The following is a 25,202-nucleotide window of genomic DNA, read 5'->3' as shown; positions in this document are numbered from 1 at the left end:
CTCTTGTTGACCGCTTTATCCTCTAATCCAATATACTTCTCCCAACTGGGTGACTGCCTATCCGATTGCCATTCAGTCAGCTACTCGTTCAACACCCGCCGGCTACGAGATTCACCGTATATCGAGTCGGAGCGGTGATGCCCGCTCCCAGAGATGATGGTGTTCGGCACACACCGTAACGAGGTTATCCAGCCGGTTGGCCCGCTCGAAATCCACCTCACTCTCGTCGTCGCCGAAGGCGCTTAGCGGTCGGATATGATGTACGTGGAGTCCTCTCGTGAATGTCTCGAGATGCGCCTCCTGCGTCCACTCACAGTCCGGCGTTTGACAGGTATAGTTGTCGCGTTCAAGCGCTTTCTGACGTTGTTCATTCCAGTTGTCCCCGTACTCGCGCCACTCGTGGACTGGCTGTTCTTTCCAGTTGTGATGGTCTGGGCCGGCTGGACGGCCGACCGGTTCGTAGCCCGCTGCTCGGATCGCAGCTTGCCAGCCCTCCCAGCGAGTAAAGTAGGGTCGATGCGAGAACTCTCCGTGGTCTTTCATCTCCTGCGCTGTGGGGATCTTCCCTAGTTCGTCGGCAAGCCGATGGATCTCTTCGAGTAATTCTGCATCCGAAATCCGATGCCGATGGTTGGGGTCGTACCCAGCTGCCTCCAGCGCTTCGTTCCAGCTCCCGAAGCGATTCTGCGCGATTGTGACCGTGAACTCGCCCTCCGAGCGCATGTCGGCCGCCGTTGGCGGCGTCCCGTCCTCCGTTGCGAGCCGTCTAATTTCGTCGAGGAGTGCGTCTTCGGACACTCGGTGTTGTTTCACCGGTTCGTATCCCGCTTCCTGGAGTGCCTCTGCCCAGCTGCCGAATCTATTTTTGTACGTTCCAGCTGAATACGCCCCTAGCTCATTCATCTCTGTGGCTGTTGGGGAACGGCCCAGCTCGTTTACGAGACGGTCGACCTCGGCCAGTAACTGGGTGTCTGAGATGCGGCGGCTGTGGCTACTGTTGTGGCCGCCCAGCGCGTCCTTGGTGTCGAAGGACTTTCCACAGACATCGCAGGTTAGCTCACGTTCACCCGTCATCTGTCCTACCCGGAGCGCTCGTACGCCCGCACCCTTCTGGGGGCCAGATAAACTCGCCCGAGTCGCACACTCCTTCCCCCGGTTTGCCGGATAAATGTTGGACTGGTGAGCGAGGTCGTGGCTGCGCGCGCAGCGAAGCGAGCACGGAGCGGAGGGTGGGGAGGTGGGGTCTGGGCCGGTCCGGCACACAGCAAAAAAGAAGGTTGTCTCAACTGCCTATTCTTCCCACCACCGACCGCGCCCCGGGAACTCGATCCGCGACCACCCGGTCAGCGCGATTGAGCACCGGCCTTCGTACCAGTTTTTGGCTGCTGCCCGGAACCGCACCTTTTGACCTTCACGCACCACCGTCTGCCCGGATTTCTCCCAGCAGGTGAACTTGATTTTCCCGCTATCATCCGCTATCAGCCCGACTTGCTGGATGCTTGAGGAGGAAGGCTCCCAGAGGGTCTCGATTGTTCCTTCGACCGTCACCTCACCAACCGGGACGTCCGGCACGTCCGCGATGGGCACGATCGCCCCCGGCGCCGCCTTCAGCTCCTCGAGGGTTTCCAGCACCGCCTTCGTGACGTCCCGACCGCGCTGCACCTTCTCGGCCAACTGCTTCGCGACGACCGATCTCGACCAGCCGCCCTGCACTTCGTCGCTGATCCGCATGGCTTGCTCGTTGACCTCTGCGAGCTCCTCTTGCGTCAGCTTTTCTCGGGGATCCGTACGCTCCGCCGGCGCCGGCTCGTCACGGCCACACTGCTCGCTGACGACCTCTCGCGTGCGCTGCTCGCGACCGTCCTGTGTTCCCAGCTCGGCCTGGGCACTGATGCGCTCCAGTTCGGCTTCCCGCGCCCGAATACGCTCCTCCTGTTCGAGGGTGACACCGTGAATCCGGTCCTCGCTCGTGTCCGCGATCCCATCCGGGTGGTTCGCATCGACCTTGGCCTGCGTCTCCTGCTCGACTGCCGCCTCGAACTCTGGCGTCTCGTCGACGACCGGGAAGCCGTCCTCATCGACCGCCTGCTCGTCCGCTTTTTCGAATGCCTGTTCATCCACCGTAACGACCTTGCTACTAGAGCTGTTACTTGACATTGGTCTCACCAAAGACCGAAGGCGCTCACGCGCCGACACCGCGATGCTCCTACATCGCGGTTTTCCGACGACAACGACCGACAGAACCATCTGCGCGCTCTCGCTCGCGCCTTCGCGAGCGCCCTACCGGGCGCGAGCGAGAGCGCGCCTGCATGAGGTGGCCCCAACCAGCACCGCGCGCCGACCCGCCCGGAGCGAGCGGCCAGCGGAGTAAGCGTGGGGGTGAGCAGCCACGCCGCGCAACCCCTCGCGCTTACCCGCTGGCGCCGAGGGCACATTTACTTTAGCCCGGAACGGGCGCGGGCGGTGCAGAGAGCGCCCGCACGCCCGGAATGGTCGGTCGCGAGCGACGCGGAGGGCGGCAGCGGCGAGCGGGGCGAGCCGTCACGTACGCACCCGTTCAGCCGGCTACGTCGCTCGGTGGGCCATCCACTGTCCTGGCGGACTCAAAAAGGGCGAGGCCGCCTCGGCCGTCCCCCGACCCCGCAAGCACCGCAGGGACGAGGCGCGCAGCGGTGGTCGCGGGACGTCGAGCGGCCGAGGGCTTTCAGGAACGATTCCTATCTCGGACCCGCACGTCGTTATTCGCCGACGGACTGCGATTCGTCCTCGACGATGACGTCCACACCGTCCGGTGATACATCGAGTGGGATCCCCTCGACAGTGAACTGAACGGTGATGTTCTCATCGGCGGAGGCGATCACCTGTTCGAGCGCATCGGGGTCGACGTAATCGTGGAGCTGGTAGGAATCGTCCTCGAGTCCACACGTCTCCAGCGTCTCAATAATCTCTACGAGAAGGTCATTCGATCCGCCCGAACTGTCCGATGGAGGGGAATGCATCTGAACGCTCGGGAGTTAGGGTGGCAGGCGTTTAAAACGTAAGGAGTCAACTGTAGAAGCGCTACGCTTCGTCACTTGACTTAGCGCGTTCGGGATAGCGTCGGCGCAACCAGAAGCGATTATGCGCTTTGACGCCGACTGGATGTCTCGCGCTGATGACCGCATTCTAGAGCATCTCTCTGAAGCCGGCCCCGATACCCCAAAGGAAATGGCAGACAGCGATCGAGTTCGCTTCTCCCGCCAACACATCAATGCCCGCTGCAAGACGCTGGTCGAATACGGCCTCCTCGTCCACCTCGGCAACGGCGTCTACGATATCACGAGAACGGGAGAGCAGTATCTCGCCGGCGACCTCGACGCTCGTGACCTTGACTCCGAATAGCGTCAGCTGTCGCCGGCGACCAGGTCCTCGATGAACCGGAAGCCGTTCACGAACGTCACCGAGTCACCGTAGCCCTCGCTCGCGAGCACGGTTTCGGCCCCTTCGCCGGCCGCGATATCGGTCGTGTAGATGTACGCCTCGGTCGCCGTTCCCGCGCTGAGATGCTGGGCAGCGAGGGCGGCGAGGGCGGCGTCGGCACGCTCGACCTCGTCGGCAGGGCGGTCGTCGGCGTTCGCGATGTACCGCTGGACGCCGTCCATCACCCGCGAGACGACCGGTTCGGAGAACTCGAGCGGCGCCGCAACCGTCACCCAGCCCTCGTCGATCGCGGTGTCGACGGGCGGGTTTTCGACATCCGGATCGTCGATAGTCAGCTCCTCGTACACCCGTTCGGGCAGGACGAAGGTAACGTCGTTCCAGCGAGCGAACCGCCGAACGGCCTGGTACCGACTGTTCGAGGGCTGTCCCATCGCGACGAATAGGCCGGTGTCGGCGATGTGGAGCCGGCTCACGCGTCGTCAGCGCCGTCGCCGTCGTCGATGTCCAACTCGTCGAGTCCCGTCCCTGACTCCTCGATGTCGTAGTGCTCGTGGACGACGGGCCGGAGCGCCTGGAGGATCATCTCCGCAGCCAACGGCGAGATGTCCAGATCCTCCGCCATCAGCCGGTGGGTCACCTCGCCGCGCTCGCGGGCGACCGCGTAGGTGAGCGCGGTCGCGAGGCCGGCGACGCCGTGGCGGTCGATGTAGGTGTCGATGTCGGCGTCCGTCTCGCGGCGGCCGACGGCGTCGATGAGCGCCGGCGTGATCGTGTACTCGCGGTCACCGGCGGCCGTCGTCACGGTCAGGTCGATCTCCCGGGCGGCGTACCGGCGTGGCTGCTCGTCGTCGGTGACGTCGACGACGCCGGCGTCGACGAGCCGGTTGACGTAACTGTAGGCGGTCCCCTGGGCGAGCTCGAGGTCGTCCATTACGTCTTGGACGGTCGCCTCGCCCTCCCGAGCGAGGTACGCGTACAGCTGAGCCAGCTGTGGCTCTTCGAGGAGATCCGCGACCGAGAGGAAGTCCTGGACGATGTCGCCGTCGGCGCAGTTTGAGGTGCGTGACACGATCCGTTCTTGATTACAGTTTACAGCGAATCAGTAAAGAGTGTTTGGGTCACTCCGGCGGCGTTGCGACGAGATGCTCCTCGAGGTCGCGCGTCCAGTACGTCGCGAGCCCGCCCGGACTACAGCGGGCGCACAGCTGTACCGGGCCTTCTAGATGCCCGAGTTCGACCCGGAACCGCGTGAGCGCTGCGAGCGTGTCGACGACCAGCCCACAGCCGTCACAGGCGACGTGATCGCGCTCGTCGGGATCCGGCTCCGTCTGAATCGCGCAGTCGACGCAGATCGGGTGGGTGACCCGTTCGTCCTGCCCCCAAGTATGCGCCTCGCCAGTCTCGGTACCAGGCGGTGCGTCGCAGAACGCACAGCCAACGAGGGTTTGCTGCATCACTCGCCCTCCCCGTCGGCGTCGCGGCCGGCCGTCCAGCCACGGTGGAAGACGGCCAGCTGTGTCATCGAGTCGAACGTGGTGCCGCTCGGCTCGTGAACCAGAACTTGGTCTTCAGGAACCGGAGTGACGACGTCCGCGTCGACGAGGTCGCTGACCAGGCGCTGGGCCGTCGTGTCGTCGATGTCCGCCGTGTCGACGCTGGTGGCGTCGCGGTCCTGGGCGAGCTGTTCTTTCTCGAACCGTTCGTAGTCGCGACTCGTGTCGTCGTGCGGATCGGGACCAGGCATGGTGAGTCACGCAGCGCACACTGTCGCGCGCTGCACGCCTTCCGGCGCCGATAAACAGTCAAGACGGACAGCTTCAGTCCGGTCTGGGGTCGCGATAGCCGATGACGGCGACGTCGTCGATGAACAGGACGCCCTTCATGAAGTCGAGCTTGGTCAGGCTATGCTGGTAGAGGTTATGCCGGCCGAGATAGTTCACCGGCACCACCAGACAGCCGAACTCGATCTTCGGCCGGCCGTCCTTCTGGGTGCGGTACCCCTTTTGGAACTTCAGGAGGTCGTCGCTGACGTTCTTCCGCTTGCTCTTCTCGACCTCGATGGCGATGCGGGCGTCGGCGTCGTAGAGGTCGACGCTGTAGTTAAACCCCTGATGCGACCAGAGCTTGCAGTTCGGGTTGTAGCCGCCGGTGGCGTCCCCTTCGTACTCGTACTGCGAGAGCCCGTCGGCGATCGCGGCATCGAACCCACCGACCTCTGTGTGTTTCGTCGAGCCGTCGAAGACGCTTGCTGGGACGGCCTCGACAGCCGACCGAATCGACGCCAACGAATCATCCGGAAACGCCTCGGACGAGGTTTGGGTACGGCGTTCGCTCAGTTTGGTGAGCTCCTCGACGACGACCATACTCGCTCTCGACGAATAGTGGCCCGATAAAACCCGTCGCGACGGCCATTCGAGCCGACCGGTCGCCAGGATTCACTCACTCGAGGAGTCGGGCGGTGGGTGGGGGCGAGGGAGTGGATCCAGCCCCAGCGTTAACCAACACTGTGCCGGTATCGGTTCCGCGTGTTGGTTAAGGCTGCTGCTACGGCGTTCGGAGCTCTCGAACTGGCTTCACGACGAAGGTGTCTGGCTCGCTGGCTGCTCTCTCACCTGCCCCCTCTGCCGGCGTTGAGGCCGACCGCGTGAGCTGGGTGATGAGCTCGTCGCGAACGGTTCGTCGAGGGACAGTGGTCTCGTGCCAGCCAAGCCGGTCGTCGAAGTGCCGTTTCTGGAACTGCTCGCCGACGTCGTCGGCAGCGACGTACTGCGTCCGCGTCGACCGCCCGAACTGGCGGGAGACGAAGACGGCGCCCACAGCCTCGTGTGTGAGCTCGACGAGGGCACACTCCACGAGGGCGACGACCGACGCGTGATCCCGGTCGGTCGGAACCGCCATCTCGAGGTCCGCCCACGGCGCCTCATCGTCGGAGGTAGTTCCTGCATGATCCGCTGCTCGTTCCCTGCTGCGTTGTTCCGAAGCCATCGTCTATCGGGGGCACGTGATGCGCCCCGCCACCCCCTCGCGGGGGCAACAGACACCACCGAAACGCACCCTGTCAACCAATGCGCTAAATCTGATAATTCCGTAATTCCGCTACCCCTGTGATGGGCCCCTCGGCCTGAGAGAGCCGGCGGCCTTCGCACACTGCATATCGCCTCTTTCTTTGGACGAAAACCGCGATATGCAAGACAATATGACGCCCTCAAATCGAAGAAGAACCCCGTCGGGCCGATTTGAGGCGGTAGAAGATACCTCGACGAGTTCCGGAGTAATGCCGTAATCTCAAAAATTGCTCGACGGCAGGGTAACGAAGGTGATTACGGCCGTATCTGGATAACTTGGAACCGTTGCTTCACCTGGACTGAACCTCTCAAAACCCTCCGACTCGGCACTTCGAATTGTGGAATATCCCCGATTCCCTCGATTTCGGCTGTGTCAGACGCTGACAATTGCTCGACGGGGTTATAGTGGATCTGTTTCTACTACCTAGGAAATTCTTATAATTCATCTGTTTTGATGGGTTTCAGCTGACGTGCTGAACACGGGGCGCGTATCTTGCTTGATGTTCCATCTGATTGTCGCTGGATAGACGGCTGTGCAAATACTTACAGTTAATAAACCTCGAGAACCACTCCCTGGAAAATGGCGGAATTATTTATATTCACACTTTTCGCCACCATTGTCGCCATCTACAGCGTTCTACCGCGTTATCGACAGCTCCGAGTTACCTATACACTCTGGAACAAACCTTTTGCAGCCCTTCTCACAGCTCTCGGACTGACCGTTCTAGCGAGCTACGCCGGAAGCATCTACTTACAGAACACCGACAATACCACACTTTGGAGCCTGACTACCTCTTACACACAATCCCCTATCGAAATCACTGCTCTCGAAATCGAATTCATCCAGTTAGCTGCGGCCATCACGATCATGGGCATATTCCTCGGAGTCTTCCTAAGCAAAAGCGTGCGTATTCGCAACGAACAAATGCTCTTATCCACACTTCGAGACCTCTACAACCGGGGCGAATACGCTACGCTCGTGGAAGTGCTTCGGGACAACTATACACCCCTTATCGACCACCCGAAGAAACCCACTCCACCGAGTGAACAACAATGGCGAGACATCGATATTACAGTCACACACACCCTTATCGAGACTGAAGAAGAAGCAGAAGAACTCGATGACTCTTCGCCTTTGATCAAATATGTAGAGGAAGATAACGCAGAGCAAACTGCTCGTGAGCGTGTACGAGACAGCTTTGAACTGAAGCGTCGGCAAGCAACATACTACCTCGCAGCGCTACGGTACCGGCTTGCAGACTCGGCAGAAGGCGCCTCCAGTTACACAGAAACTCTGCTGTTGGACCCTGAATTCGGCGCTAAACACCCAATTCTTGACCCTGGGCTCGGGATTGACATCATCTTAGACACCGACCTCGACGGGTTTCGGCGTCGAGACGTTACGCACCAGTACCTCACAACGCTCCTTCGAGAAGAAAACAGCTTGCTGTATCAAGAAATCTCGAATAATATGTCGATGGACGGGATCTACCGATATCGAGTTGATCCCGATAATCGGTTGTTGCATGCGTTGTTCTCGGATTGCTCTCGTGCTGAGGAATTAGATGCGTACAAGCCGGTCGGGGATACGGCCAAAGAGATGCTGCGCGATCAGGGAACGAAGGACTACGATAAGTACAACGCTCAGCGGTTGACATCCGTGAATCGCTCGAAGGACTACGTGTTTAACGACCCGCTCTTCATCGCCATCAGTTTCTTTGATATTATGGTGCGTGAGGCGTTCTACCAGCGAATTGACTGGCATATGTGGTTGTATTATTACGAATCGATGACGCGCCTAATGTGCGAGAACTACGAGAATACGGAGGAAACTGATCCAGATAGCGAATGGCCGAACGACTACTCCCGATTAATGTATGAGATGATCAGTAACATGGGAGATTTACTCCGGATTATGGAGCAGCTGGTTAAAAACGACGAGTATGATGTGAAGGATGAGGATGGTGACTTTGACGAATTCATAGCGCTAGAATCGTATCGGCGAGATCGAGGTGGAACCATTCCTAAGTCGGCAGTAGAGATTATGTTGTCGTGTCACCAAGAGATTCTGACGACTGAAGAGATTCCACACCAGTTCAAGAAGTATATCACGGAAATCCTATTCACGAGGTGTAGCGACTTGAGAGAGTATGAAGAGGGATCATTGCCGTGGAAGTATAGTGAGTTCATGTTACGGCGTCTGGAGGCGATGATTGAGGGGCGCTTTGGGCCGGAATATCACCGGGAGCTAGAGTTAGTGTACAACGATGGAGTTCGTCACGAAATTGTTGCAAAGGGGGCTACTGGTGGGTGGATTGTGGATGAATTGGACGAGCTGATCCAATCGTCATAAGTTGTTGCTGAGGGTAGTGTTTCTATCATCGACTGTATGATTATAGGACTATACCGGTGCGAAGCCAACGATAGACTGCTGCCATATCCCACTCTCTGAATCAGAATTGCTCAGTGGGGCCGGCGGACTCCTCCTCAACCTGCTCGTACATCTCATCCGGGAACGGGAGGCTGCCCCAGATCGAGTAGGGACACTGGTCCTGGCCGATACAGTAGCGCTGTAGATCGTCGTTATCGCAGTTCATCGGCAACGGCGTGTCGCCGTCGATCGTGTTCGAGAATTCGTAACGAACCTGGTACTCGGTCTCCTGCTCGTCGTACCACGGCCACCGGGAGAAGACGTCCTTGAGGTCCGCGACGATCTCGTCGAGGCTGCTGTCTTGGTAATGCGGCAGCCACATCACCATCCGCGCGAAGTTATAGAGGTCCTTCCGGACGGGCTTCTTCTCGTGTAGTCGCTCCTCCATATTCACCATACAGGGGAGTTCGAAGAGGTCCTCGATCTCTCGCACTTCGATCTGTTCGGCGCCGGTTCCGGCTCGCCCGATTCGGTACGTATTGACGCGCCCGTCGCGGTCGATCGTGACGGCCGAGTGGGACTCGTGGTCGGCCAGCGTCTTCGCGAGACTGCTCGGACTCGATATCCAGTCTGTTACTGAGGATTCCCAGTCATCCTCGGCATCGTACGCCGTAACCGCTCGATAGAGCTCTTTCGCCGTGTGGAACTCACCCTTTTGCGCCACGTCATTGGGCGCGTCACTCAGGGCCCGCCGGAGGACGCGAATCGTCCGTTCTCCACGGCCCCAGTTCCGCCAGATTCGCTCGTGATGGCCGGTCTCGAGGAAGCGGTCGATCCGCTCCGTAATCGCCGACTCGTTCGTGGTCAGCCACGATAGCTGGTCGTCGGAGAGTCCGTCTTCTTGCACCCGCAGGAGCTTCTTGAATGCCCGCTCAGCGTAGTCCCGATACTTGCTGTCGAAATCACCGACCGGGACGTACAGGTTGTTGTCCTTCACTCGCGTCAGTATCTCCCCGCCATCGTCACTCCCCGTCGATGACTCGCCCTCCGCTCGAACGAGACATTTGCGTGACGCCGCCGCCATCGGGATTTCGAGGTACAGGCCCTCCCCGAACTCCGGCATCTCTGTGATGCCCGTACAGACCCGACCCGGATGCGGGCCATCTTCACCGGGCTCCTTGCTGTACAGCACGTCGGCGATGTCCTGTTGGAGCGACCCATCGCCGTGGGCCCGAATGAGGGAGGCGAGATTGTTGACGTACAGCTCTCGGATGTCGTAGAGTACCTGAATGTTCCGTGGTGACGCGTGCTCGAACTTCGGGTTTTCTTTCACACAGATCGCACTCAGCGTCGCGAGCACGGCGAGCGTCCCCGGTTCGTCGACGAACGGCTCTTCGGCGGCGTCGACACGGACCTGCTCTTTGAACGCCGCCGTCCCGAACCGCTCGACGTCGTTCACGAGGTCCTCTGGTTGGTCCTCGCCGTCGACGACGTATCGGTTGTAGCCACGCGTAAACAGCTGGTTGATGCGGGTCTCACCGTACTCCAGCGGGAGTGCCGCAACCCGATACGCCATGTCCTCGTCGTCGGTGGGGGTACTCGGACTCATTCGTCGATCACCTCGGGTGTCGCCGACCGAACGTCGAACGCCGGACTCTCGATTGGTTGAACGATGCTACAGACGTCGGCGTGCAGCGAGTAGGGCAGGCGAGCGACACGCCGGCGGTCGGCCGTCACGACGGGATCGATCGGGATGTCGTACGTCTCTAGGAGGAGGTCGTTCAACACTTCGCGACTCTGCTCGTCGTATCGGTGCGCCGGGTCGGTATCCAGCAGGTAGACGTGGACACCCTGCCCGCTGTAGACGACCATCGTCTCCTCGGCGTCGAAATCGTCCTCGAAGATGTCGCGCACCTCGAACCCGTACTCGATGGCGCGGTCGACGTCTTCGAAGTCGTACGGATACCCCTCGGGAGCGGCGTCGAGGATACCCGCTGCGTCGAGGAGCGCATCGTCGTCCTGATCATCGACGGCCGCCGACACCATCTCGTCCGCTCGGTCTCGGGCGATCTCTTTCGCGTCGATGTCGACGAGGAGGACCCAGGGTCGTTCCCAGTGATCCAGCGCGTAGTAGACGGCGTCGGGACGTGGGTCCGGTTGTTCCAGCACCTCCGGATCAGCAAGCGCGAACTTGCTCCGCCCCAGCGGGTCGTTGCGAGCGGGGTGTCGAATGAAGTCGACGACGTCCTCGAAGTCGTTGAACTCGGATGTCGTTCGGTACCCCGACGGATCTGTCTGCCACGTATCCCGCCGGATGAAGTCCTTGGCCGGTACCTCGTCTTTGCGAACCGGGTGGGACTCTCGGAAGGCGATGGCGTACTGTTTCGGACCGTTCGCCGTGATGAATTCCGGCAGGTCGTCCAGATAGCGGGGGAACTCCTCGGCGTAGTAGGCGTAAATCTCCTCGCGGGTCGCCTGTCGCCAGGTCATTGGTTGAGTTCTTGGTCGAGATTTTTGAAGCCCCGAACGGTGGTCAGGCCCGCAGCATCGAACTCGTCGACAGCGTCTCTGATGGTCGCGAACGACCGTGCCGCCCGCCCGCTGACCCGCTCGCCGATCCGATCGGCGTCGGCAAGGCTATCCAGGACGTCGAGCGCCGTCTCGCGATTGTTGAAGGCCCAGATTGCGTCGGCGTCCACCGCGCTGAGTTTGTCGTAATCCTCGACCGGGGCGTGCCGGTTGTTACTCGCGAGCTCTGCTTCGCCGGCCCAGACAAGCTCGCCGTCCTCGTCGAAGCCGGCCACGTCCAGTACCGTGCCGTCTTCGGTTTCGTAGTACGGCCCCACGCGACCGACGTCGTCCCGCTGCTGGAGCCACAGCTCGAGGAGCCGGACGCCAACCTTATGCGGCGTTTTCTCGCCGAGATCGCCCGCTCCTGGCCCCGCCTTCAATTCTCTCCCGAGGAGGTCTCGACCGTCTGGGAGGACGGTGTAGTACTTGCGCCCCGCCGCGGAGTCCGCTTCCAGGAGGTCCTGTTCCGTGAGCCGCTCCACATGGAGGTCGTCGTATTCGTCCTGAAGCTGGCTCATCCTGTCCAGTAGCGTGTACTCGTCGTCCTCTCGGTTCATCACGTCGAGGACCCGATTCAGGAATCGGACGTCGTCACGGCTGAGCCCGCGTTGTTGGAGTTCGTCATCGGGGACGGGCACGCTACTTTCCTGAACGGGTGTTGCCCCGTTCTCCGGCCCCGCTGCTTGGTCAGCAGCTGACTCCTTGTCCGTCTCGGTGGCCTGCCCGAACAGGGGGCTTATCCCTGACTCGTCTGCATCTGGGTCGCTGTCCGTCTCGACCTGGGTGGTCGACGTCGACGCGTCCTCGGTCGTCGAGTCGCTGATGAACGCGGATTGCGTCGGGTCGGTCGCTGCATCGCCGTCGGCAGCCGAGCCCGTCGTCTCGGCCCCCGAACTCCCCCAGCCGGTCTCCTCCGGAGTAGTGTTCGACTCAGTCGGCTCTGTCAGCCCGTACTGGGCCTGTGTTCGCTCGACCATCCGTGGCCGGGACACGGACTCGAAATGGTCTTCCTGGGACTCTGTGAGCGGCTGGTCGCTTTCTGGATGGCCCGGCGCAATCGGGAGCGGCTTCAGCGAAAACGGCGGCGGCCCAGTCTCGCCGAACGACGGACTGGGGAGCTGTGCGATCCACTCGCCACTTGGGAGCGTATTGATACGGTTGCGGAGTTCGGTCGGGCTGAGGTCCTCGTGGGCAAGGGACTCCGCGAGGTCGCGCTCGATCGAGATATTGCCGATGAGCTTCGTCTTGATGTTGTTCAGTACCTCGTCGTAGGCCCGCTCGTTCCGGTTCCGCACCTGTTCAGGGAACTGCATCACGAGCCCCATACTCAGCCCGAACGATCGGCCCTGCGGCAGTAGTTGCTCGGAGACGAGCTTCGTCGACGCGACCGGCGCCGCCTCCTCGATGATGAGGTTCGTGAGCTTCTCATAGTCGGTCTGATCGTCGCGCCGGCGCACCTGCACGGCGTCCCAGAGGTTGCTCAACAGTAGGAGTGTGATCGCTCGTTGGGCCTCCGGCCGCAGGTCGCCGAGGTCGAAGATGATGGTGGCGTCTTCATCGAGGAACTCGCGGAAGTCGAAGCGGTTGTCGACATACTCGCCGGCGTCATTCTGCTTGGGGACGTGGCTGAAGATCCGCCGAAGATGCGCGTCCTCTTTGAGCTTGTCGAGGCGGTTCCCGACGGCGTCCATCGACACCTGGAACTGGTGGTTGTCCTTCGCGAAGTGGCGCGTCAGTGATTCCTCGATGTTCTGGTTGTCCGCCGAGACCGGGGGAATCGTCTGGTCGCGCTGCATCCGGAGCGCGGCGGCGAAGAGGTCGTCCAGCCCGAACACATCGCTCCCGTATTCCTCGTCGAACAGCGCCTTGATCAGGTAGCTCAGAATCTCGTTCGCGACGAACGCCTGGCCGTACTGCTCGCGACCCATAATCATCCGAAGGATGTCGTGGAAGTGGTCGACTTTGTCCTGAATCGCGTCCTCCCGGTTGCGACCTGCTTCGAGCGCGGGGCGGATGTCGAAGAACGAGAACGCGGGGATGGTCTCTGGGACGCGGAAGTGGTAGACGTCGTCGAGGCCACCAAACCGTTCGTAGTGGCAGCGCAGGTAGTTCTCACACATTCCGTCCCCCTTCGGGTCGACGAGGACGACGGGGCCACCCGTCGACTCGCGGAGCGAGAGGGCGTCGTTGATGATGGCCTTCGACTTCCCGCCACCAGTCGACGCGAACCGCCCGTAATGCGTCGGCAACAGGTCCGGCGGAATCCGAATGGGATCCGGCCGTGGCTCACCGTTCTCGTCGAGCGCGTAGCCGATTGCCATCCCGTCTTGGAACTGCTGGATTAGATCCGGATTCGGCCACGGGAGCGGGTTCCGACTCTGCTGTTCGGCCCTCGTTCCTCGCGTCCCTTCGACGGTCAACTGTTCGGAGGAGGGGACGAGAACGAAGTTCGCGAGCTCCGTCCCACAGAGGACCAGCTCGGGGCGGGTCTTCCCCCGGCCCGTCGTCAACTCGCGATTGAGGAGGCGCTGGAGAGCGGCCCGTGCCTTCTTCTCCTTGGTTTTCTCACGGAAGCCGCTGTCTCGGAGGCGTTGTCCCTCGACCTCGTAGAACGGACCATCAAGCGGGTCGAACACCGGGAGGAGCGAGTCCATCCGACCATCGAGGTCGTCGCGGATGGTGTCGGTGGGGACGCCGACGGCCCGGATGTTGACCGTGAACGACCGTTTGGCGTTCTTCGCGTCGATGTACTCGATGCGCTTCTCGACGGCCTCGCTGAGCTGCCGGTCGTCCTGGTCGCTCCGTTGCTCCTCGACCTCGAGCAACGACCCGACGACTTCCTGGAAGAACGTATCCCGGCCGTCGACGAGGTCCTCTTTCCGTACCTCCGAGTCGGACTGCCAGCTAGCACGCCGTTGGAAGACGACTTGGAACGCGGTCGGCGCTGTCGCCTCCATCAAGTGGTCGATCAGCGACGCCAGCGCCGCGCCGGGCTCGTCGACGGACGAGAGATCGCCGTTCGTTTCCTCCGCTGTGAACGGCGTCAGCGAGGTCATCCAGTCCTGCTTCCGCGACGCGGAGCCACACCACCGGACACCGAGCGGCGAGACAGCGTCTTGTGCCGGGCGAGCTAGAATCGTTCCCGTCGGTGTCATCGTCGGCTTCTCGATGGCCCGTCGCTCTTCCTCGTCGTCTGGAAGTGCATCGGGCGGCGCTAGTTCGAGGGCTGAGCCCCCGACAGTAACGTGATGATCGGGGACGCTCGTGGTTGCCGAACCGCCGTCGACAACGGGGTCTGCTTCGGCTGCCTCGGAATCCACTGATTCCTCGTCGATATCGTACTGTTCTGCCGGGTCAAACTCGTACTGCAGCCGCCCGGCCTCGTAGTGGTCGACGAATTCCTGCGGTGTGAACTCGACTGGCTGAATGAGCCGGGCGGCGACGTCGACGTCGACGCGCTCGATGTCGAACGTGGCCGGATAGATGGATCGGAGGCGCTTCTCAAGCGTATCGAGGTGGGCGTCGGCCCCGTAGAAGAACTCCACCGGGTCGTCGGGTCCATCACTGATTGCGATGAACTCGAATCGGGGTGGTGTCTCACTGTGGAGTGGGTTCAGCTTCGCCCCGAGGCCCGACGAGCCGGGCGTGGTCAGTTTGTGGAGGCTGTCGAGGACTCGGGGGATGCTCTCCGGGTCAAGCCGCTCGGATGTCGGCGTGACGCGCAGGTACTCAGCCATCGTTGGTGTCCTCCGTAGTCCCGCCGTCTGGCTCAGCTTCGACGGCGTCTGATTCCTCGTTCAGTTCGCTCGTTTCGTTCGTTCCGTTCGTTGCTCGGTGTTCGAGCTCTTCCTGGAACTCCTCCATCTCGGTATCGACGGCGTCGTCGCCGGCGCCGGGCAGCGAGGACCGGATCTGTGAGGTCGGGTCGAAGTCGATGACCTGCTTCTCCTTGGGCATCGCTTTGACCTGGATACCGCGCCACTCGCCGTCGACGCCCACGAGGGCCTCGGAGAAGCCGGCGTCCTCGTTGCCCGGCACGGCGTCCTGGACGAACCGCATCTGCGCGTAGTTCAGCCCGAACTCGTCGGCCCACTCCTCGTCCATCCCGTCGAGGCGGTGGAACTGCTTGACTGCACACTGATCCAGGATCGCCTCGGATTCGGCGTGCTCGAAGAACTCGTCGACCGTCTGCGTGACCAGCCGGATCGAGAGGTCGTGGTGGCGGTGGTGACGGAACACCGTTTCAAGAAACGCCAGGCTCGCGGCGTCCTGCATGATGTACCGCGCCTCGTCGATGTAGAACACGACCTCCTTCTCCGAGACTTTCGCCCGCTCGTAGACGAGCGAGATGAGCAACTGCATCGTCAGCGCCGTGCTGCTGTCGACGCTGCCCTCCTGCTGGGCGAGATCGAGGTAGATAACCTTCTCGTCCCGAATGTCGAAGTCGGACTCTTGGCCGAGGTTGGCGTGCCGACCGTCGTCCTCGAAGGGGCGGAGCTGGTCGAGTAGCCACGTCGCGTCTTCCTTGATCTTCCCCGCCTCCTCGTCGGACCGGACGACGAACTCCTCGGGGTCGTCAACCATGTCCTCGAAGACGTCCATCATATCCTGAATCGTCGGGCTCGGGTTGCCGTGCGTCGAGATGTCGTCGGTAATCCCGTTTCGCTTGTACGCCCGCTTGAGCCCGAGTTCGAGTGTTGTCCGGCGGTCGCCCAGCGAGATGCCGCGGAGGGCGAAGAAGTTGGTGAGGAAGCTCATCGCGTCGTCGAGCTTCTCGTTGAACGGGCTGGCGTCCTCGCCCATCGCCCGCTGGACGTGCTCGGGCGTCTCCCGAATCTCCAAGGGGTTCAGCCCGAGCGTCCCGCCGACAGTGATGCGTTTGGCGTCGAGCGCTTCCGCGACGCCGGCCCAGTTGTTCAACGGCTCAAGGATAATGCCGATACGGTCCTTGCTCTGCTCGATCGAGCGGATGAAGTTCTGCTTCGAACTGAACGACTTCCCCGAACCGGTGTCCCCAACGGTGAACATTGCGTACCCGTTGTCCCGGGCGAACGGGTCAATGACCACCGGGCTCTGGTTGTCCTTGTGAATCCCGAACTCGACGCCGCCCTCCTCGAGAATCGTCGCGTTGTGCGGTGAGGAGAGCAACGCCCCGACGGCGCCGCCGAGTGCGATCGACGTCCGCCCGAACTCGTTGTCGCCGATGGGCGCGGCGGACTGGAGGGCGAGATCCTGCCGACAGATCGCCGTCTTCGGTGTGAGGTTCGCCGGATCGTCGCGGAGCGCGCTCTTGACCTTCTGGACGGCATCCCGGAGGTCCTCCTTCTCGTCGGCTCGTACCGTGATGAACATCCCCTGGTCGAAGACGTTCGCGCCATTCTCGACGGCCTTGTACGTCGCTGCGGCCTCGTTGGCGCGTTCCTGTAGGTAGGCACTCCGGACACTCTGTTCGAGGTCAGCATCCACCTGGAGGTCGTCAGCGATATCCTGCAGTTCGTTCCGCGCCCGCTCCTGGTTCTTCGGCGAGATGTGGGCCGTCAAATCGAACTGCACGTCGGTCATCTCGAAGAGCTCGGAGAGGTAGCCGTCGTTGGGGTAGTCCGGGTAATCAGCGATGTACAGCGTCGTCGTCCACTGCTCGCCGACCCGTGCCGCGCGCGTCTCCCACTCGATCGTCGCCGGCGCCGTCACCGTCTTGTGTGACTCGGCGATGTCGTCGAGGAGCTGGCGTTCGGCCGCGCCCTGTTCGATGGTTTCCTCGTCGAGCAGGTCCGAGAACTCGACCTCTTCCTCGTCGTCTTCGGTGTACCAGTCCCAGAGGAATTTCCCGCCGATCCCGACCAGTACCGCGAGTAGGATGTAGAGAGCCGCACCTTCAGCTGAGGTTGGGTTCGTGAGCCACTCTGTGAGCTGGCCGACGGCTCCGCTGCCCGTCTGGAGGACGAGGTTACGCATCGTGGTCATCCTCCCGGCGCGAATGACCGATGATGGGTTGTTCGCGAACGACGCTCTCTGCGGCGTCGTACTCGTGTTCGCGGCCGTTCCAGAAGTCCATATTCAACACGAAGAGCTCGACCGTGCTGAGCCGACGTGCGGACCAGCCAGACGCCTGCTGGATGAACTCCGACCGCACGTCGTTGACTCGGCTATCCAGTTTCTCGAACATCTGTGCGCGGCGCTCGACGTCGGTGAGGTCCTCGCGGCGGGTGACGAACGGGTTGAACAGGAACCCGATGACGGGGAACTGCGTCAGCTTCTCGGCCGGTGTCCCCTCGTCTCGGAAGCGGTCATAGACCTCCAGCGGGGTGACTTGGACGCCGATGTAGTACCGCATCTGCTGGATACCCCGTTCGCGCATCTCCTTCGGCCGCGTCTCCCGATACTCCTCGAGGAGTTCCCGGAAGATCGGATTTTCTTTGACGTCCTCGTCGTTCAGGCGATCTTCGATGTTCTCGGTAATCTGTTCGACCGGGAACGAGCGGGTCGTCGCGTGAAGTTTGAGTTTCGAATCCAGTTCCTTGTTGGCGAACTCTTCGCCGGCGTCTTGGAGCTGTGCCCAGTCGTCGGACATCGCGAAATCCATGTTGCCGGGGTCGATCTCGATGAACGCCTCCATCGTGCCGTCCGCGCGCTGGATCGCGCCAGCGCCCGGCCACGCCCGTTCGATGTTCGTGAGGTCCTGCGTCCGCTCGTCGGGCTTGAACGGCGTGTAGTTCGCGAGCCCGCCCTCGTTGCGCTCTGTCTCGTTGGTACTACTGTCGGCCTCCTCCGGGGCGCTGAACGTGATCTGGGGGCGCTTGACGTAGCGATAGACGTCTTTCGTCCACGTCCACGCGTTGAGGTGGTCGGGCGAGACGTAGACGATCGCGACGCCGAACCCGAAGCCACCTGCGACGAACGGCAGGGCGAGTGATTCGATGCCGGTGAGGCCGGCGATGAACAGGCCGACGATCGGGAAGGCGATCAGGACGCCGACGTCGCCTTCCTCGATGTTGAGGTAGGGGATGCGACTCTCCTCACCGAACTGGTCCATGATGCGCCGTGCGGCTGCGTCTTCGTCGATGGACATGGATTGTTAGTAACCTCCAGGGTCGTTCTCGGTCCGTCGGTAGGACGGCGTCCCGCCGTCTTCGTCGCTGTTCGCGCCACGGGCTGCAGCTTTCTGCGCCACAGCGTGTCCCGCTGCGGCCTTCGGTCCCCATCGGGCCGCGGTCGTCGCGACGCCGGCGCCGCCGATGTAGGCTCCAGCGGCGACACCGCCGATGAGGGCCGCTCCTTTCGTCGCACCACCGAGAACCTTCGCCGTGAGTGGGGTCGCGTATTTGAACGTCTTCCACGTGACATAGAGCGCGACGAGAGGAAGTGAAGACGCGACGAGGTACTTGAGGAACGCTGTTCCCGGCGTCAACGTCCCTCCAGAGTAGAGTAGGTCGTATCCTTTGAGGACTATCGCCGCAGGCAGGGGTAGGATGGCCAATGGGACGAACCGTTTGCTGAACCCCATCGCGACATCAGAGAGGACAGGAATGTTGCCATAGGCGACGGCGAACGCGATGGGCATCCCGTACAGGTAGACGTAGAGGAGAATCTGCCGGATGTAGAACAGCGCCTCCAGTGCCCACATCGAAATTCCTCCGATAAGAGCAAAGAGGAGACCAAGACCGGGGTTGGTAATCGACCCCGTTATGAACTGCAACATAGCAGAGCCCAGCGAGGACAGCTCCGGCATCAGGGCAATCGTGAACCCATCAACAAGGTAGAGCGCGAGCGCTCCAATCCAGTACCAGGTAATAATCAGAAAGGCTCCGACCCAGGCAGTCTTCTTGGTCTTCCGAGCCTCGTACGCACTCCCGATATTGAAGATGCGGATAGTGTGTCGTCCCTGAACGCTCATCACAAGTAGCAGCAGAGAAATCAACATGATCTCGCCGCCGATGAGCCCTTCTTGGATTGCTGGCCAAGGGGCGTTACTTGGTTCTCCGAAAATGAACGTCCCGTCAGTCTGGGGAGTCGGAGTGCCAAACATCTCTTCGGTCAGCGTCTGATACCCCGACCGAAGCCCGTCCATGAACAGACCGATGAACCAATCGACGACGTCTTTGAAGCCCTCGAGAACGACGTCTATCAGGTCCACCATCGTTAGGCCTCCGTGATTGAAACCTCGCAGTCACTCATCTCCGTGGATCCGGAGTACTGTACATCGAAGGATTCCGACACCTGGTCGCCGCTAACCTGGGTTCGGACTGTGACAGTGAACTGGCCGCTGTTCCCGTCCGGGGAGCACCCCATTCCCTCCTCAGATTCGGACCCAAACGGGAACGAACCACTGAACAAGTCGGTAGTTTCTCCCGGCGAGATCACCACCTGCTCGGTTTCATACATCCCGCTACCTCGGGGATCTTCAACCGGGTTTGGAACATCACCGGAGAAAATTAACTCAACAACCGCTTCTGGTCCGCTTCCGGTGTTTTCGACGGTGACGTACGCTTCCCCGTTCTTTAGCCGATCCGTCTCGGTATCTCCGTAGACTTCGTCCCACGGCTTCTCAGGGTTATTCCGGTAAAGACCGACCTCTTGAATTCCAATTTCCGGCTGAATCAGTGAGGAACTCTCAGCTAGCGTTTCTTCACCGCTGAGAGCCACAACAGTATATTCTCCAGGCTCGTAAGAAGTTCCGATCTCGAAAGAGACCTGCTGTGACCCAGCAGCGGTTTCTCGCTGACCGAACAGTTCCCCATTCGGCTGGACGAGGTTGATCTGGTCGACTTCCTCCTCTGAGGAGTATTCAACGACGAGTTCTGTCCCCTCTACAGTGACTTGCTGGATGACTCCTCCTTCATCAGACGGTGTTGAGTTCCCGTTACCCGGGGAATCGCCGTTGTTGAGGCATCCGGCCATGCTCACGAGAGAGGCGCCGGCGACTGTTCGGAGGGCGGTCCGTCTACTGAGGTGGGGATTGTCCTGAGTCATGGTTTCTGTCCGAAGATGTCTTCTGGGCCGAGCATTCGCAAGAGGCGCTTGCCAGCGTAGAACATCACGAAGAACGGCAGGAGCTGCCAGCCGACCTCGAACACCAGCGCAAACCAGCCGTCGATCGTCCCAGTGGGTGCCAGCGGGCCGTCGCGGTATCGCTCACGTACGCCGGGTCGTGACCGAGCCACGAGCCCGGATGGTACCGAGCCGTGTAGATGCCCGGTTCGTCGATGGTCACGATCGCCACCCCCGAGGCGTTGGTCTCGACGCGCTGATCCGCGACCGTGATGTACCCGTTCCGGGTGGTGCCGCCGATTGGATACTGACGGCTATCGTCGAGCGCAATCGGCGCACCAGTTTGATTGTCCCGCAGTTCGACCCTGAGCGTGGCTTGCGACTGATTCTGTTGGATGACCTCGACAGTGAGATTACTGCGGCGGAGCTGTCGCTCGGAGCCGGCGTCCGGCTCGACGATTGACGCATTCACTCCCCGGACGATTCCCCCAACGTGCAGCGCCTCTCGATCGACGTTCTCGGCTCGAACAGCGACGCCGTACGTCGTCGTGTACGACTGGTTGACGATGTCGATATTGATGTTCTCACCAATGGTCCCGACCGGAGACGGACGGTCAGTTCCCCAGGTCTCGATGAGTTCCGGCCCGTCTCGAACCGGCTCGGCACGCGGCCCGATCCGCGAGGGATAGGCGTGGACGTACACCGGAATCGCGTCTGACTCGACGGTGGCGCTATCCGTGCGGTTCGACCGAACGAGCGTGTCCCAGTTGGTGTTCCGAGCGGTGTAGAACCGCCAGATGCCACGGACCCGTGCCTCACCATCCTCCGTGAGCGTGTACCCCTGCCACGGCCGCGACTGGAAGATGGCCACGCCGGCATCGCCGTTTGGATACTCGGCGTAGTAGGGGTACGCCGAGAGGTCGTAGATCTCGACGGCGATTGAATCGGAGACGTTCCGTGTTTCCGTCCGATAGGTAACGTCGACGTCCGTCTGGTCACCCAGGTCGGTTCTGACGGTCTTCTTCAGCCGGACGCTAATCTCCGCTTCCAGCGTGAGATTCGCACTCCAGTCGTCCTCGATCTGGTAGTCGAGGGCAGGCGTATGGGCCCCGTCACGCTCGGCGATGGTCTCGCCGTTCTTCTTCAACCGGACTTCTTCGATCTCGTGCTCCGTGAGCGACCACGAGATAGTCGTGTTGCCGGAGGAACTCCCGTTGGGGACGCGAACGCGGTAATCAACGAACCCGCGCATCGTCCCATTCGGTGCGATGTACAGTGGGGTTTCACCGGACTCGAGGTGTCCACGAGTAGAGGGCTGGACCGCGAAGATCGTCGCGTGAGCATCCTCGATGAAGACGCCGTCCTCGAGGTCTGCATGCGGTGGATGTACGGACGTATCTGGGCCGCCGGCGTCGAGGTCCTCGAAGTCGTTCCGCGTCCACGTCGCCGCTGTCGCGGGCGGCCGTTTGAACGTAATGTCCGTCCCGTTCGCGACTTGATGGACAGCGGAGCGGTCCTCGCCGTAGCGCTGGCGGTACTCCTCTTGAGTGATGTAGTTGTCCGCATCACGTGACCACAGCGCTGCCGACTCGTTTTCCGTGAGCCCGTTCCCCTCCGTACCTGGTCGTGGCGGGTCAGCGGCGACGATACCCGTGACTAGGCTCGTCACGAGCAAGCCGGCCATGAGCACGGAGAGCTCTCGATGGTTCATGGGGCTCGCAACGGGGACTGTGGGGTGGTTACCAGGGGACGAGGTCGACGCACTGCGCCAGCGGGAGGCCCATCATCGACCCGGCGACGGTGTACAGCGGGCCGAGGACGACGAGGACGACCGCGGACTTCATCGCCGACCGTTTGTGGCGCTTGAGGCCCTTCTTTTGCTCGGGATTGAGGGTGAACATCTCGATGAGGGAGTCAGCCTGCCAGACGATGGCGAGGCCGACGATCCCCAGCGCGGTGGTCAGCTGGAAGAACCCCTCAATCATACTCGGGAGGTTGTCTGCGCTACAGACCGCGTTACTCTGGGCGGCGACCGGCTGGACAGCGAACAGGCTCAGGAGGACGACAGTGAGCGCTGCCTGTCGAGGGATCTTCCCGGTCAGCGGTGACTGGTTTTCGACGCTACGCTCAGGGTCGGAGGGAGTCTGGTCCTGTGACATAGCGGGCTAATCATCGGTGGCGTCTCCAGCCGTTGGCTGGCTTTGCTGCTCTTCGACGAGCGACTGGAGGTCGTCGAATCGGTTGGTGTCCTCTGCGATCTCTTCGAGTGTGTAGCCCTGCTCGCGGGCCCGTTCGAGGAGGTCGCGGAGTTCATCGGGGTCAACACCGCGGACTTCCATTTCCTCGCGGAGGGCGCGGCGATAGAGGGCGGAGGCGTTGATGTGGTCGTTCCACATCAGGTACAGGTCATCGATGTCTTCGATGGTGACTGACCTCGTAATCATACATGCGGGTATGGGTATGCACCGGCTCAGTCCCGGTACATATGGGCGCGGTAGTTGGATGATACCTAAATGCTTTCTGGCTATCAAGTGGTGCAAGTTTGTCGAGTAAATTATAACCAAATTACTTGTTGCCCTCGTAGAAAAAGGACTTAACCAACAGAGGGGGAGACGCGATAAGGAGATCGTTGGTTAAAGTCGAGAACTAGCTCGCTTACTCGAGCTCCACAACTTCGCCGCTTCCCTCGTCGAGGATCTCTCGAACTTCGGTCAAGAGTTCCTCCCCTTCCTCATGGAGGGCTGTACCTTCATCGAGGTCGCATTCGTCCGCGTCGAGCTGTTCAATGATCTCCTCGACGCGACTCAGTCGATCGTGGATTTCGGAGTCGTTTGCCACGGTTAGATCACCCCCAGCCAAAGTCCGGTGATGACCAACAACAGCAACAGCAGCACTACGATGGCGACCTTGTAGTAAATCGGTGGGAGGCCCTCGGGTGCGGTCGCTTCATCGACTGCTTCGGCGAGCTCCTGTTCGTGTTCGTGGTCCTGCTGGAAGGTCTCGTACGCGGCGTCGAGCTGTTGCTCCAGCGGCTCGATCTCGCCCGCAAGGAACTCTTGGCGGGAGTTCACGATATACTCGCCCGCGGCGGTCGGGGTGATCGTCGCGACGTCCGCCACCTGATCCGCGATGAGTCGGTCATCAGTGTGTCCAATGGCGGTGACTACCGGGGTATTGGCGGTGAAGATCGCCTCCGCGACTCGCTCAGTGTTGAACGCTTGGAGGTTCGAATCGCTCCCCCCGCCGCGACCGACGATGATGGCGTCGACGTCCTCCGAGCGGTCGAGATGGTGAATGCCGTTCGCGATGGACGTCGGCGCGTTCGACCCCTGGACGGTTGCGTCCTTCACCAGGATGTCAACGGTGGGGTCCTGTCCGTGGATCGCGTTCTGGATGTCGTACCGGGCGTCGCCCCGAAGCGAGGTCACGACACCGACCCGCTCCGGGAACGCCGGCGGTCGCTGTTTCTGCTCGTCGTCGAACCAGCCACGCTCTTCGAGTTCGCTTCGCAGTCGCTCGACGGCAGCCGCTTGGTCGCCGTCGCCGACGACGATCACTTCCCACGGTTTGAGGTCGATTTTCCCACCTTCGACCCAGTAGTCGATATCGCCCTCGAGGATGACTTCGGTCCCGTCCTCGAGGTCGGCATCCATCTCCCGGTAACGGTTTGCCCAGATCATACAGGGGAGTTCGGCGTCGCCGTCGGTCAGCGTGAAGTAGAGCGCCGTACTGTTTTTGTGGAGGTCAGTGACCTCCCCGATACAGCGGACGCCGTTGAGGGCAGGCGTGTCCTGGACGACCGACGCGATCCGGTCGTTCAGCTGTGACACGCTAAGGACATCTCCTGCATCGGGCTCGGCTGCCTGCCGTTCAGCATCCGGTGCGTCCGCCATACACGTCTACTAACTTTTGAACAAGATCCTCAAAAAGCTATCTTCGTGCTGAGTATACCACCTCACCAAGGGAATCGTAGTAGGGAACGACCCAGATATCAACAGATCATCTCGCTTGTGCAGCGTAGAACTACCCCGTTAGCTCCCCGTCGTCGAGTTCTTCATTTGCGACCTCGATTAGTTTCTGCAGTCTGTCGTTGAACTCGTCCTCGAACTCCGTATGTAGTGCGTCATCGTACATCCGAAGAGTTCGCCCCAGCCCAATCGCAGCAAGCCATTCTTGGAACTGGTTGTTGTTCATATCATCGACCGATTTACTCAATGCAGCCGTGTTCGAACCAGTCGCCCAGAGCTGAAGAAGATCGAGATCGTTGACCATTGCCAGACGAGCGAAATCCGCAAATGCAGCGCTCACCTCTTGCGACAGCTGTGTGTAGGAGACAGAATCTCGGTCAAGTTCCTGTTCTCCGCCTAGTAGTTCATTGACGTACGAGAGCGAACGCAGTGACAGGAATCCATCTCTCTCGACCGCCATTGGTGGATCGCTCTCCGACCCTGCAATCTCAGACAGTGCTTGGCCACAGGATCCGCAGTAGTGGTGAACCGCCTTGACTTGGCACCCACAATTCGGGCAGTAGGGCATACTGTGAGCTACGAGTCAGAGGTACTGAGATTTTACCGGTACAGAATCCATTTCGGTCTGGTCCAGCAACTCAGTCACCTGTACTAGAACACCCCTATTATTCTATATTGATAAATAAAATGTAGAAGGTGCTGAGAGAATACTGGAATACTCGACGATTCATCTGATGCAATTCCTCGCTTCGCGACTACGCTGTCAACTGCATCAAGTTGGTGTTCGTTTTGGATGATCGGACCGATAGTGACCAATCA

General features: G+C 60.9%; 23 protein-coding genes and 1 pseudogene. 2 read left to right on the top strand and 22 right to left on the bottom strand.

Annotated features, from left to right (window positions below; translation table 11 throughout):
- Positions 1-111: 111 nt before the first annotated feature.
- From P0Y41_RS17625 to P0Y41_RS17615, 3 genes are all read right to left on the bottom strand, one after another.
- Positions 112-1,074, bottom strand: coding sequence for a homing endonuclease associated repeat-containing protein (locus tag P0Y41_RS17625; RefSeq protein ID WP_284063837.1), 963 nt, complete (start codon positions 1,072-1,074; stop codon positions 112-114).
- Positions 1,075-1,290: 216 nt separating this feature from the next.
- Positions 1,291-2,157, bottom strand: a complete 867-nt coding sequence (locus P0Y41_RS17620) for a DNA-binding protein (protein ID WP_284063836.1) — start codon at positions 2,155-2,157, stop codon at positions 1,291-1,293.
- Between the two features lie 581 nt (positions 2,158-2,738).
- The gene (locus P0Y41_RS17615; RefSeq protein ID WP_204749961.1) at positions 2,739-2,999 is read right to left on the bottom strand and encodes a HalOD1 output domain-containing protein; all 261 of its coding nucleotides are present in this window, start codon (positions 2,997-2,999) and stop codon (positions 2,739-2,741) included.
- A gap of 121 nt (positions 3,000-3,120) precedes the next feature.
- Here P0Y41_RS17615 and P0Y41_RS17610 point away from each other — a divergent pair, with 121 nt between their 5' ends.
- Positions 3,121-3,381, top strand: a complete 261-nt coding sequence (locus P0Y41_RS17610) for a MarR family transcriptional regulator (RefSeq protein ID WP_099254209.1) — start codon at positions 3,121-3,123, stop codon at positions 3,379-3,381.
- Positions 3,382-3,383: 2 nt separating this feature from the next.
- On the opposite strand, the gene P0Y41_RS17605 is transcribed toward P0Y41_RS17610, so the two are convergent.
- The 6 genes from P0Y41_RS17605 to P0Y41_RS17580 all read right to left on the bottom strand — a co-directional run bounded on the left by P0Y41_RS17605 (position 3,384) and on the right by P0Y41_RS17580 (position 6,405).
- Positions 3,384-3,893, bottom strand: a complete 510-nt coding sequence (locus P0Y41_RS17605) for a PIN domain-containing protein (RefSeq protein ID WP_284063835.1) — start codon at positions 3,891-3,893, stop codon at positions 3,384-3,386.
- Positions 3,890-4,489 carry a DUF7437 domain-containing protein gene (locus P0Y41_RS17600; protein WP_284063834.1) on the bottom strand — a complete coding sequence of 200 codons (600 nt, stop codon included), beginning with the start codon at positions 4,487-4,489 and terminating at the stop codon, positions 3,890-3,892. Before P0Y41_RS17600 ends, P0Y41_RS17605 begins: the two co-directional genes overlap by 4 nt.
- Positions 4,490-4,538: 49 nt before the next feature.
- Positions 4,539-4,874 carry a DUF7558 family protein gene (locus P0Y41_RS17595; RefSeq protein ID WP_284063833.1) on the bottom strand — a complete coding sequence of 112 codons (336 nt, stop codon included), beginning with the start codon at positions 4,872-4,874 and terminating at the stop codon, positions 4,539-4,541.
- On the bottom strand, positions 4,874-5,164 hold the full coding sequence (locus tag P0Y41_RS17590; RefSeq protein WP_095637973.1) for a DUF8069 family protein: 291 nt from the start codon (positions 5,162-5,164) through the stop codon (positions 4,874-4,876). Before P0Y41_RS17590 ends, P0Y41_RS17595 begins: the two co-directional genes overlap by 1 nt.
- 73 nt (positions 5,165-5,237) lie before the next feature.
- Positions 5,238-5,783 carry a hypothetical protein gene (locus P0Y41_RS17585; protein WP_284063832.1) on the bottom strand — a complete coding sequence of 182 codons (546 nt, stop codon included), beginning with the start codon at positions 5,781-5,783 and terminating at the stop codon, positions 5,238-5,240.
- A 181-nt stretch (positions 5,784-5,964) separates the two neighbouring features.
- Positions 5,965-6,405 (bottom strand): DUF8030 family protein, encoded by a 441-nt coding sequence (locus tag P0Y41_RS17580; protein WP_284063831.1) that lies wholly within the window; start codon positions 6,403-6,405, stop codon positions 5,965-5,967.
- Positions 6,406-7,065: 660 nt separating this feature from the next.
- On the opposite strand from P0Y41_RS17580, the gene P0Y41_RS17575 reads away from it, so the two are divergent.
- Positions 7,066-8,838 (top strand): hypothetical protein, encoded by a 1,773-nt coding sequence (locus P0Y41_RS17575; RefSeq protein ID WP_284063830.1) that lies wholly within the window; start codon positions 7,066-7,068, stop codon positions 8,836-8,838.
- 100 nt (positions 8,839-8,938) lie between these two features.
- Here the strand turns inward: P0Y41_RS17575 and P0Y41_RS17570 are convergent, their stop codons facing one another.
- From P0Y41_RS17570 to P0Y41_RS17510, 13 genes and pseudogenes are all read right to left on the bottom strand, one after another.
- Positions 8,939-10,465 (bottom strand): primase-associated protein, encoded by a 1,527-nt coding sequence (locus P0Y41_RS17570; RefSeq protein ID WP_284063829.1) that lies wholly within the window; start codon positions 10,463-10,465, stop codon positions 8,939-8,941.
- Positions 10,462-11,346, bottom strand: a complete 885-nt coding sequence (locus P0Y41_RS17565) for a bifunctional DNA primase/polymerase (protein WP_284063828.1) — start codon at positions 11,344-11,346, stop codon at positions 10,462-10,464. The genes P0Y41_RS17570 and P0Y41_RS17565 overlap by 4 nt, the downstream gene beginning before the upstream one ends.
- Positions 11,343-15,164: an ATP-binding protein gene (locus tag P0Y41_RS17560; RefSeq protein WP_284063827.1), complete on the bottom strand. Its 3,822-nt coding sequence runs from the start codon at positions 15,162-15,164 to the stop codon at positions 11,343-11,345. The genes P0Y41_RS17565 and P0Y41_RS17560 overlap by 4 nt, the downstream gene beginning before the upstream one ends.
- Complete coding sequence (locus tag P0Y41_RS17555) at positions 15,157-17,391, bottom strand: VirB4 family type IV secretion system protein (protein WP_284063826.1); 2,235 nt, start codon at positions 17,389-17,391, stop codon at positions 15,157-15,159. The genes P0Y41_RS17560 and P0Y41_RS17555 overlap by 8 nt, the downstream gene beginning before the upstream one ends.
- Complete coding sequence (locus tag P0Y41_RS17550) at positions 17,375-18,496, bottom strand: TraC-like domain-containing protein (RefSeq protein ID WP_284063825.1); 1,122 nt, start codon at positions 18,494-18,496, stop codon at positions 17,375-17,377. Before P0Y41_RS17550 ends, P0Y41_RS17555 begins: the two co-directional genes overlap by 17 nt.
- Before the next feature lie 6 nt (positions 18,497-18,502).
- Entirely contained in the window at positions 18,503-19,564 is a 1,062-nt protein-coding gene (locus P0Y41_RS17545; RefSeq protein ID WP_053772807.1) for a TrbL/VirB6 family protein, read from the bottom strand.
- 2 nt (positions 19,565-19,566) lie between these two features.
- A complete protein-coding gene (locus P0Y41_RS17540) occupies positions 19,567-20,397 on the bottom strand; it encodes a hypothetical protein (protein WP_284063824.1) in 831 nt (276 codons plus the stop codon).
- Positions 20,394-22,126 (bottom strand): annotated as a pseudogene (locus P0Y41_RS17535) (DUF8186 domain-containing protein). The gene P0Y41_RS17540 and the pseudogene P0Y41_RS17535 overlap by 4 nt, the downstream one beginning before the upstream one ends.
- 28 nt (positions 22,127-22,154) lie before the next feature.
- Positions 22,155-22,574 (bottom strand): DUF7985 family protein, encoded by a 420-nt coding sequence (locus P0Y41_RS17530; RefSeq protein WP_008364408.1) that lies wholly within the window; start codon positions 22,572-22,574, stop codon positions 22,155-22,157.
- A gap of 6 nt (positions 22,575-22,580) precedes the next feature.
- The gene (locus tag P0Y41_RS17525) at positions 22,581-22,859 is read right to left on the bottom strand and encodes a hypothetical protein (protein WP_284063823.1); all 279 of its coding nucleotides are present in this window, start codon (positions 22,857-22,859) and stop codon (positions 22,581-22,583) included.
- A 211-nt stretch (positions 22,860-23,070) separates the two neighbouring features.
- Positions 23,071-23,253: an exodeoxyribonuclease VII small subunit gene (gene xseB / locus P0Y41_RS17520; protein WP_284063822.1), complete on the bottom strand. Its 183-nt coding sequence runs from the start codon at positions 23,251-23,253 to the stop codon at positions 23,071-23,073.
- Between the two features lie 2 nt (positions 23,254-23,255).
- Positions 23,256-24,308 (bottom strand): exodeoxyribonuclease VII large subunit, encoded by a 1,053-nt coding sequence (gene xseA / locus P0Y41_RS17515; protein ID WP_284063821.1) that lies wholly within the window; start codon positions 24,306-24,308, stop codon positions 23,256-23,258.
- A 130-nt stretch (positions 24,309-24,438) separates the two neighbouring features.
- A complete protein-coding gene (locus P0Y41_RS17510; protein WP_284063820.1) occupies positions 24,439-24,843 on the bottom strand; it encodes a hypothetical protein in 405 nt (134 codons plus the stop codon).
- Positions 24,844-25,202 lie beyond the last annotated feature (359 nt).

It is taken from the genome of Halobaculum halobium (assembly GCF_030127145.1).
Taxonomy (GTDB): Archaea; Halobacteriota; Halobacteria; order Halobacteriales; family Haloferacaceae; genus Halobaculum; species Halobaculum halobium.
Note: the sequence above shows the minus strand (reverse complement) of the source record. Positions and strands in the feature narration are given on the sequence as shown.

Excerpts from the sequence above, each read along its gene's own strand:
- P0Y41_RS17595 (WP_284063833.1), bottom strand. The coding sequence starts at position 4,874 with ATGCAGCAAACCCTCGTTGGCTGTGCGTTCTGCGACGCACCGCCTGGT.
- P0Y41_RS17625 (WP_284063837.1), bottom strand. The coding sequence starts at position 1,074 with ATGACGGGTGAACGTGAGCTAACCTGCGATGTCTGTGGAAAGTCCTTC.
- P0Y41_RS17525 (WP_284063823.1), bottom strand. The coding sequence starts at position 22,859 with ATGATTACGAGGTCAGTCACCATCGAAGACATCGATGACCTGTACCTG.
- P0Y41_RS17540 (WP_284063824.1), bottom strand. The coding sequence starts at position 20,397 with ATGACTCAGGACAATCCCCACCTCAGTAGACGGACCGCCCTCCGAACA.
- P0Y41_RS17560 (WP_284063827.1), bottom strand. The coding sequence starts at position 15,164 with ATGGCTGAGTACCTGCGCGTCACGCCGACATCCGAGCGGCTTGACCCG.
- P0Y41_RS17610 (WP_099254209.1), top strand. The coding sequence starts at position 3,121 with ATGCGCTTTGACGCCGACTGGATGTCTCGCGCTGATGACCGCATTCTA.
- P0Y41_RS17565 (WP_284063828.1), bottom strand. The coding sequence starts at position 11,346 with ATGACCTGGCGACAGGCGACCCGCGAGGAGATTTACGCCTACTACGCC.
- P0Y41_RS17510 (WP_284063820.1), bottom strand. The coding sequence starts at position 24,843 with ATGGCGGTCGAGAGAGATGGATTCCTGTCACTGCGTTCGCTCTCGTAC.
- P0Y41_RS17590 (WP_095637973.1), bottom strand. The coding sequence starts at position 5,164 with ATGCCTGGTCCCGATCCGCACGACGACACGAGTCGCGACTACGAACGG.
- xseA (WP_284063821.1), bottom strand. The coding sequence starts at position 24,308 with ATGGCGGACGCACCGGATGCTGAACGGCAGGCAGCCGAGCCCGATGCA.
- P0Y41_RS17615 (WP_204749961.1), bottom strand. The coding sequence starts at position 2,999 with ATGCATTCCCCTCCATCGGACAGTTCGGGCGGATCGAATGACCTTCTC.
- P0Y41_RS17545 (WP_053772807.1), bottom strand. The coding sequence starts at position 19,564 with ATGGTGGACCTGATAGACGTCGTTCTCGAGGGCTTCAAAGACGTCGTC.
- P0Y41_RS17555 (WP_284063826.1), bottom strand. The coding sequence starts at position 17,391 with ATGACCACGATGCGTAACCTCGTCCTCCAGACGGGCAGCGGAGCCGTC.
- P0Y41_RS17585 (WP_284063832.1), bottom strand. The coding sequence starts at position 5,783 with ATGGTCGTCGTCGAGGAGCTCACCAAACTGAGCGAACGCCGTACCCAA.
- P0Y41_RS17570 (WP_284063829.1), bottom strand. The coding sequence starts at position 10,465 with ATGAGTCCGAGTACCCCCACCGACGACGAGGACATGGCGTATCGGGTT.
- P0Y41_RS17620 (WP_284063836.1), bottom strand. The coding sequence starts at position 2,157 with ATGTCAAGTAACAGCTCTAGTAGCAAGGTCGTTACGGTGGATGAACAG.
- P0Y41_RS17575 (WP_284063830.1), top strand. The coding sequence starts at position 7,066 with ATGGCGGAATTATTTATATTCACACTTTTCGCCACCATTGTCGCCATC.
- P0Y41_RS17580 (WP_284063831.1), bottom strand. The coding sequence starts at position 6,405 with ATGGCTTCGGAACAACGCAGCAGGGAACGAGCAGCGGATCATGCAGGA.
- P0Y41_RS17530 (WP_008364408.1), bottom strand. The coding sequence starts at position 22,574 with ATGTCACAGGACCAGACTCCCTCCGACCCTGAGCGTAGCGTCGAAAAC.
- P0Y41_RS17550 (WP_284063825.1), bottom strand. The coding sequence starts at position 18,496 with ATGTCCATCGACGAAGACGCAGCCGCACGGCGCATCATGGACCAGTTC.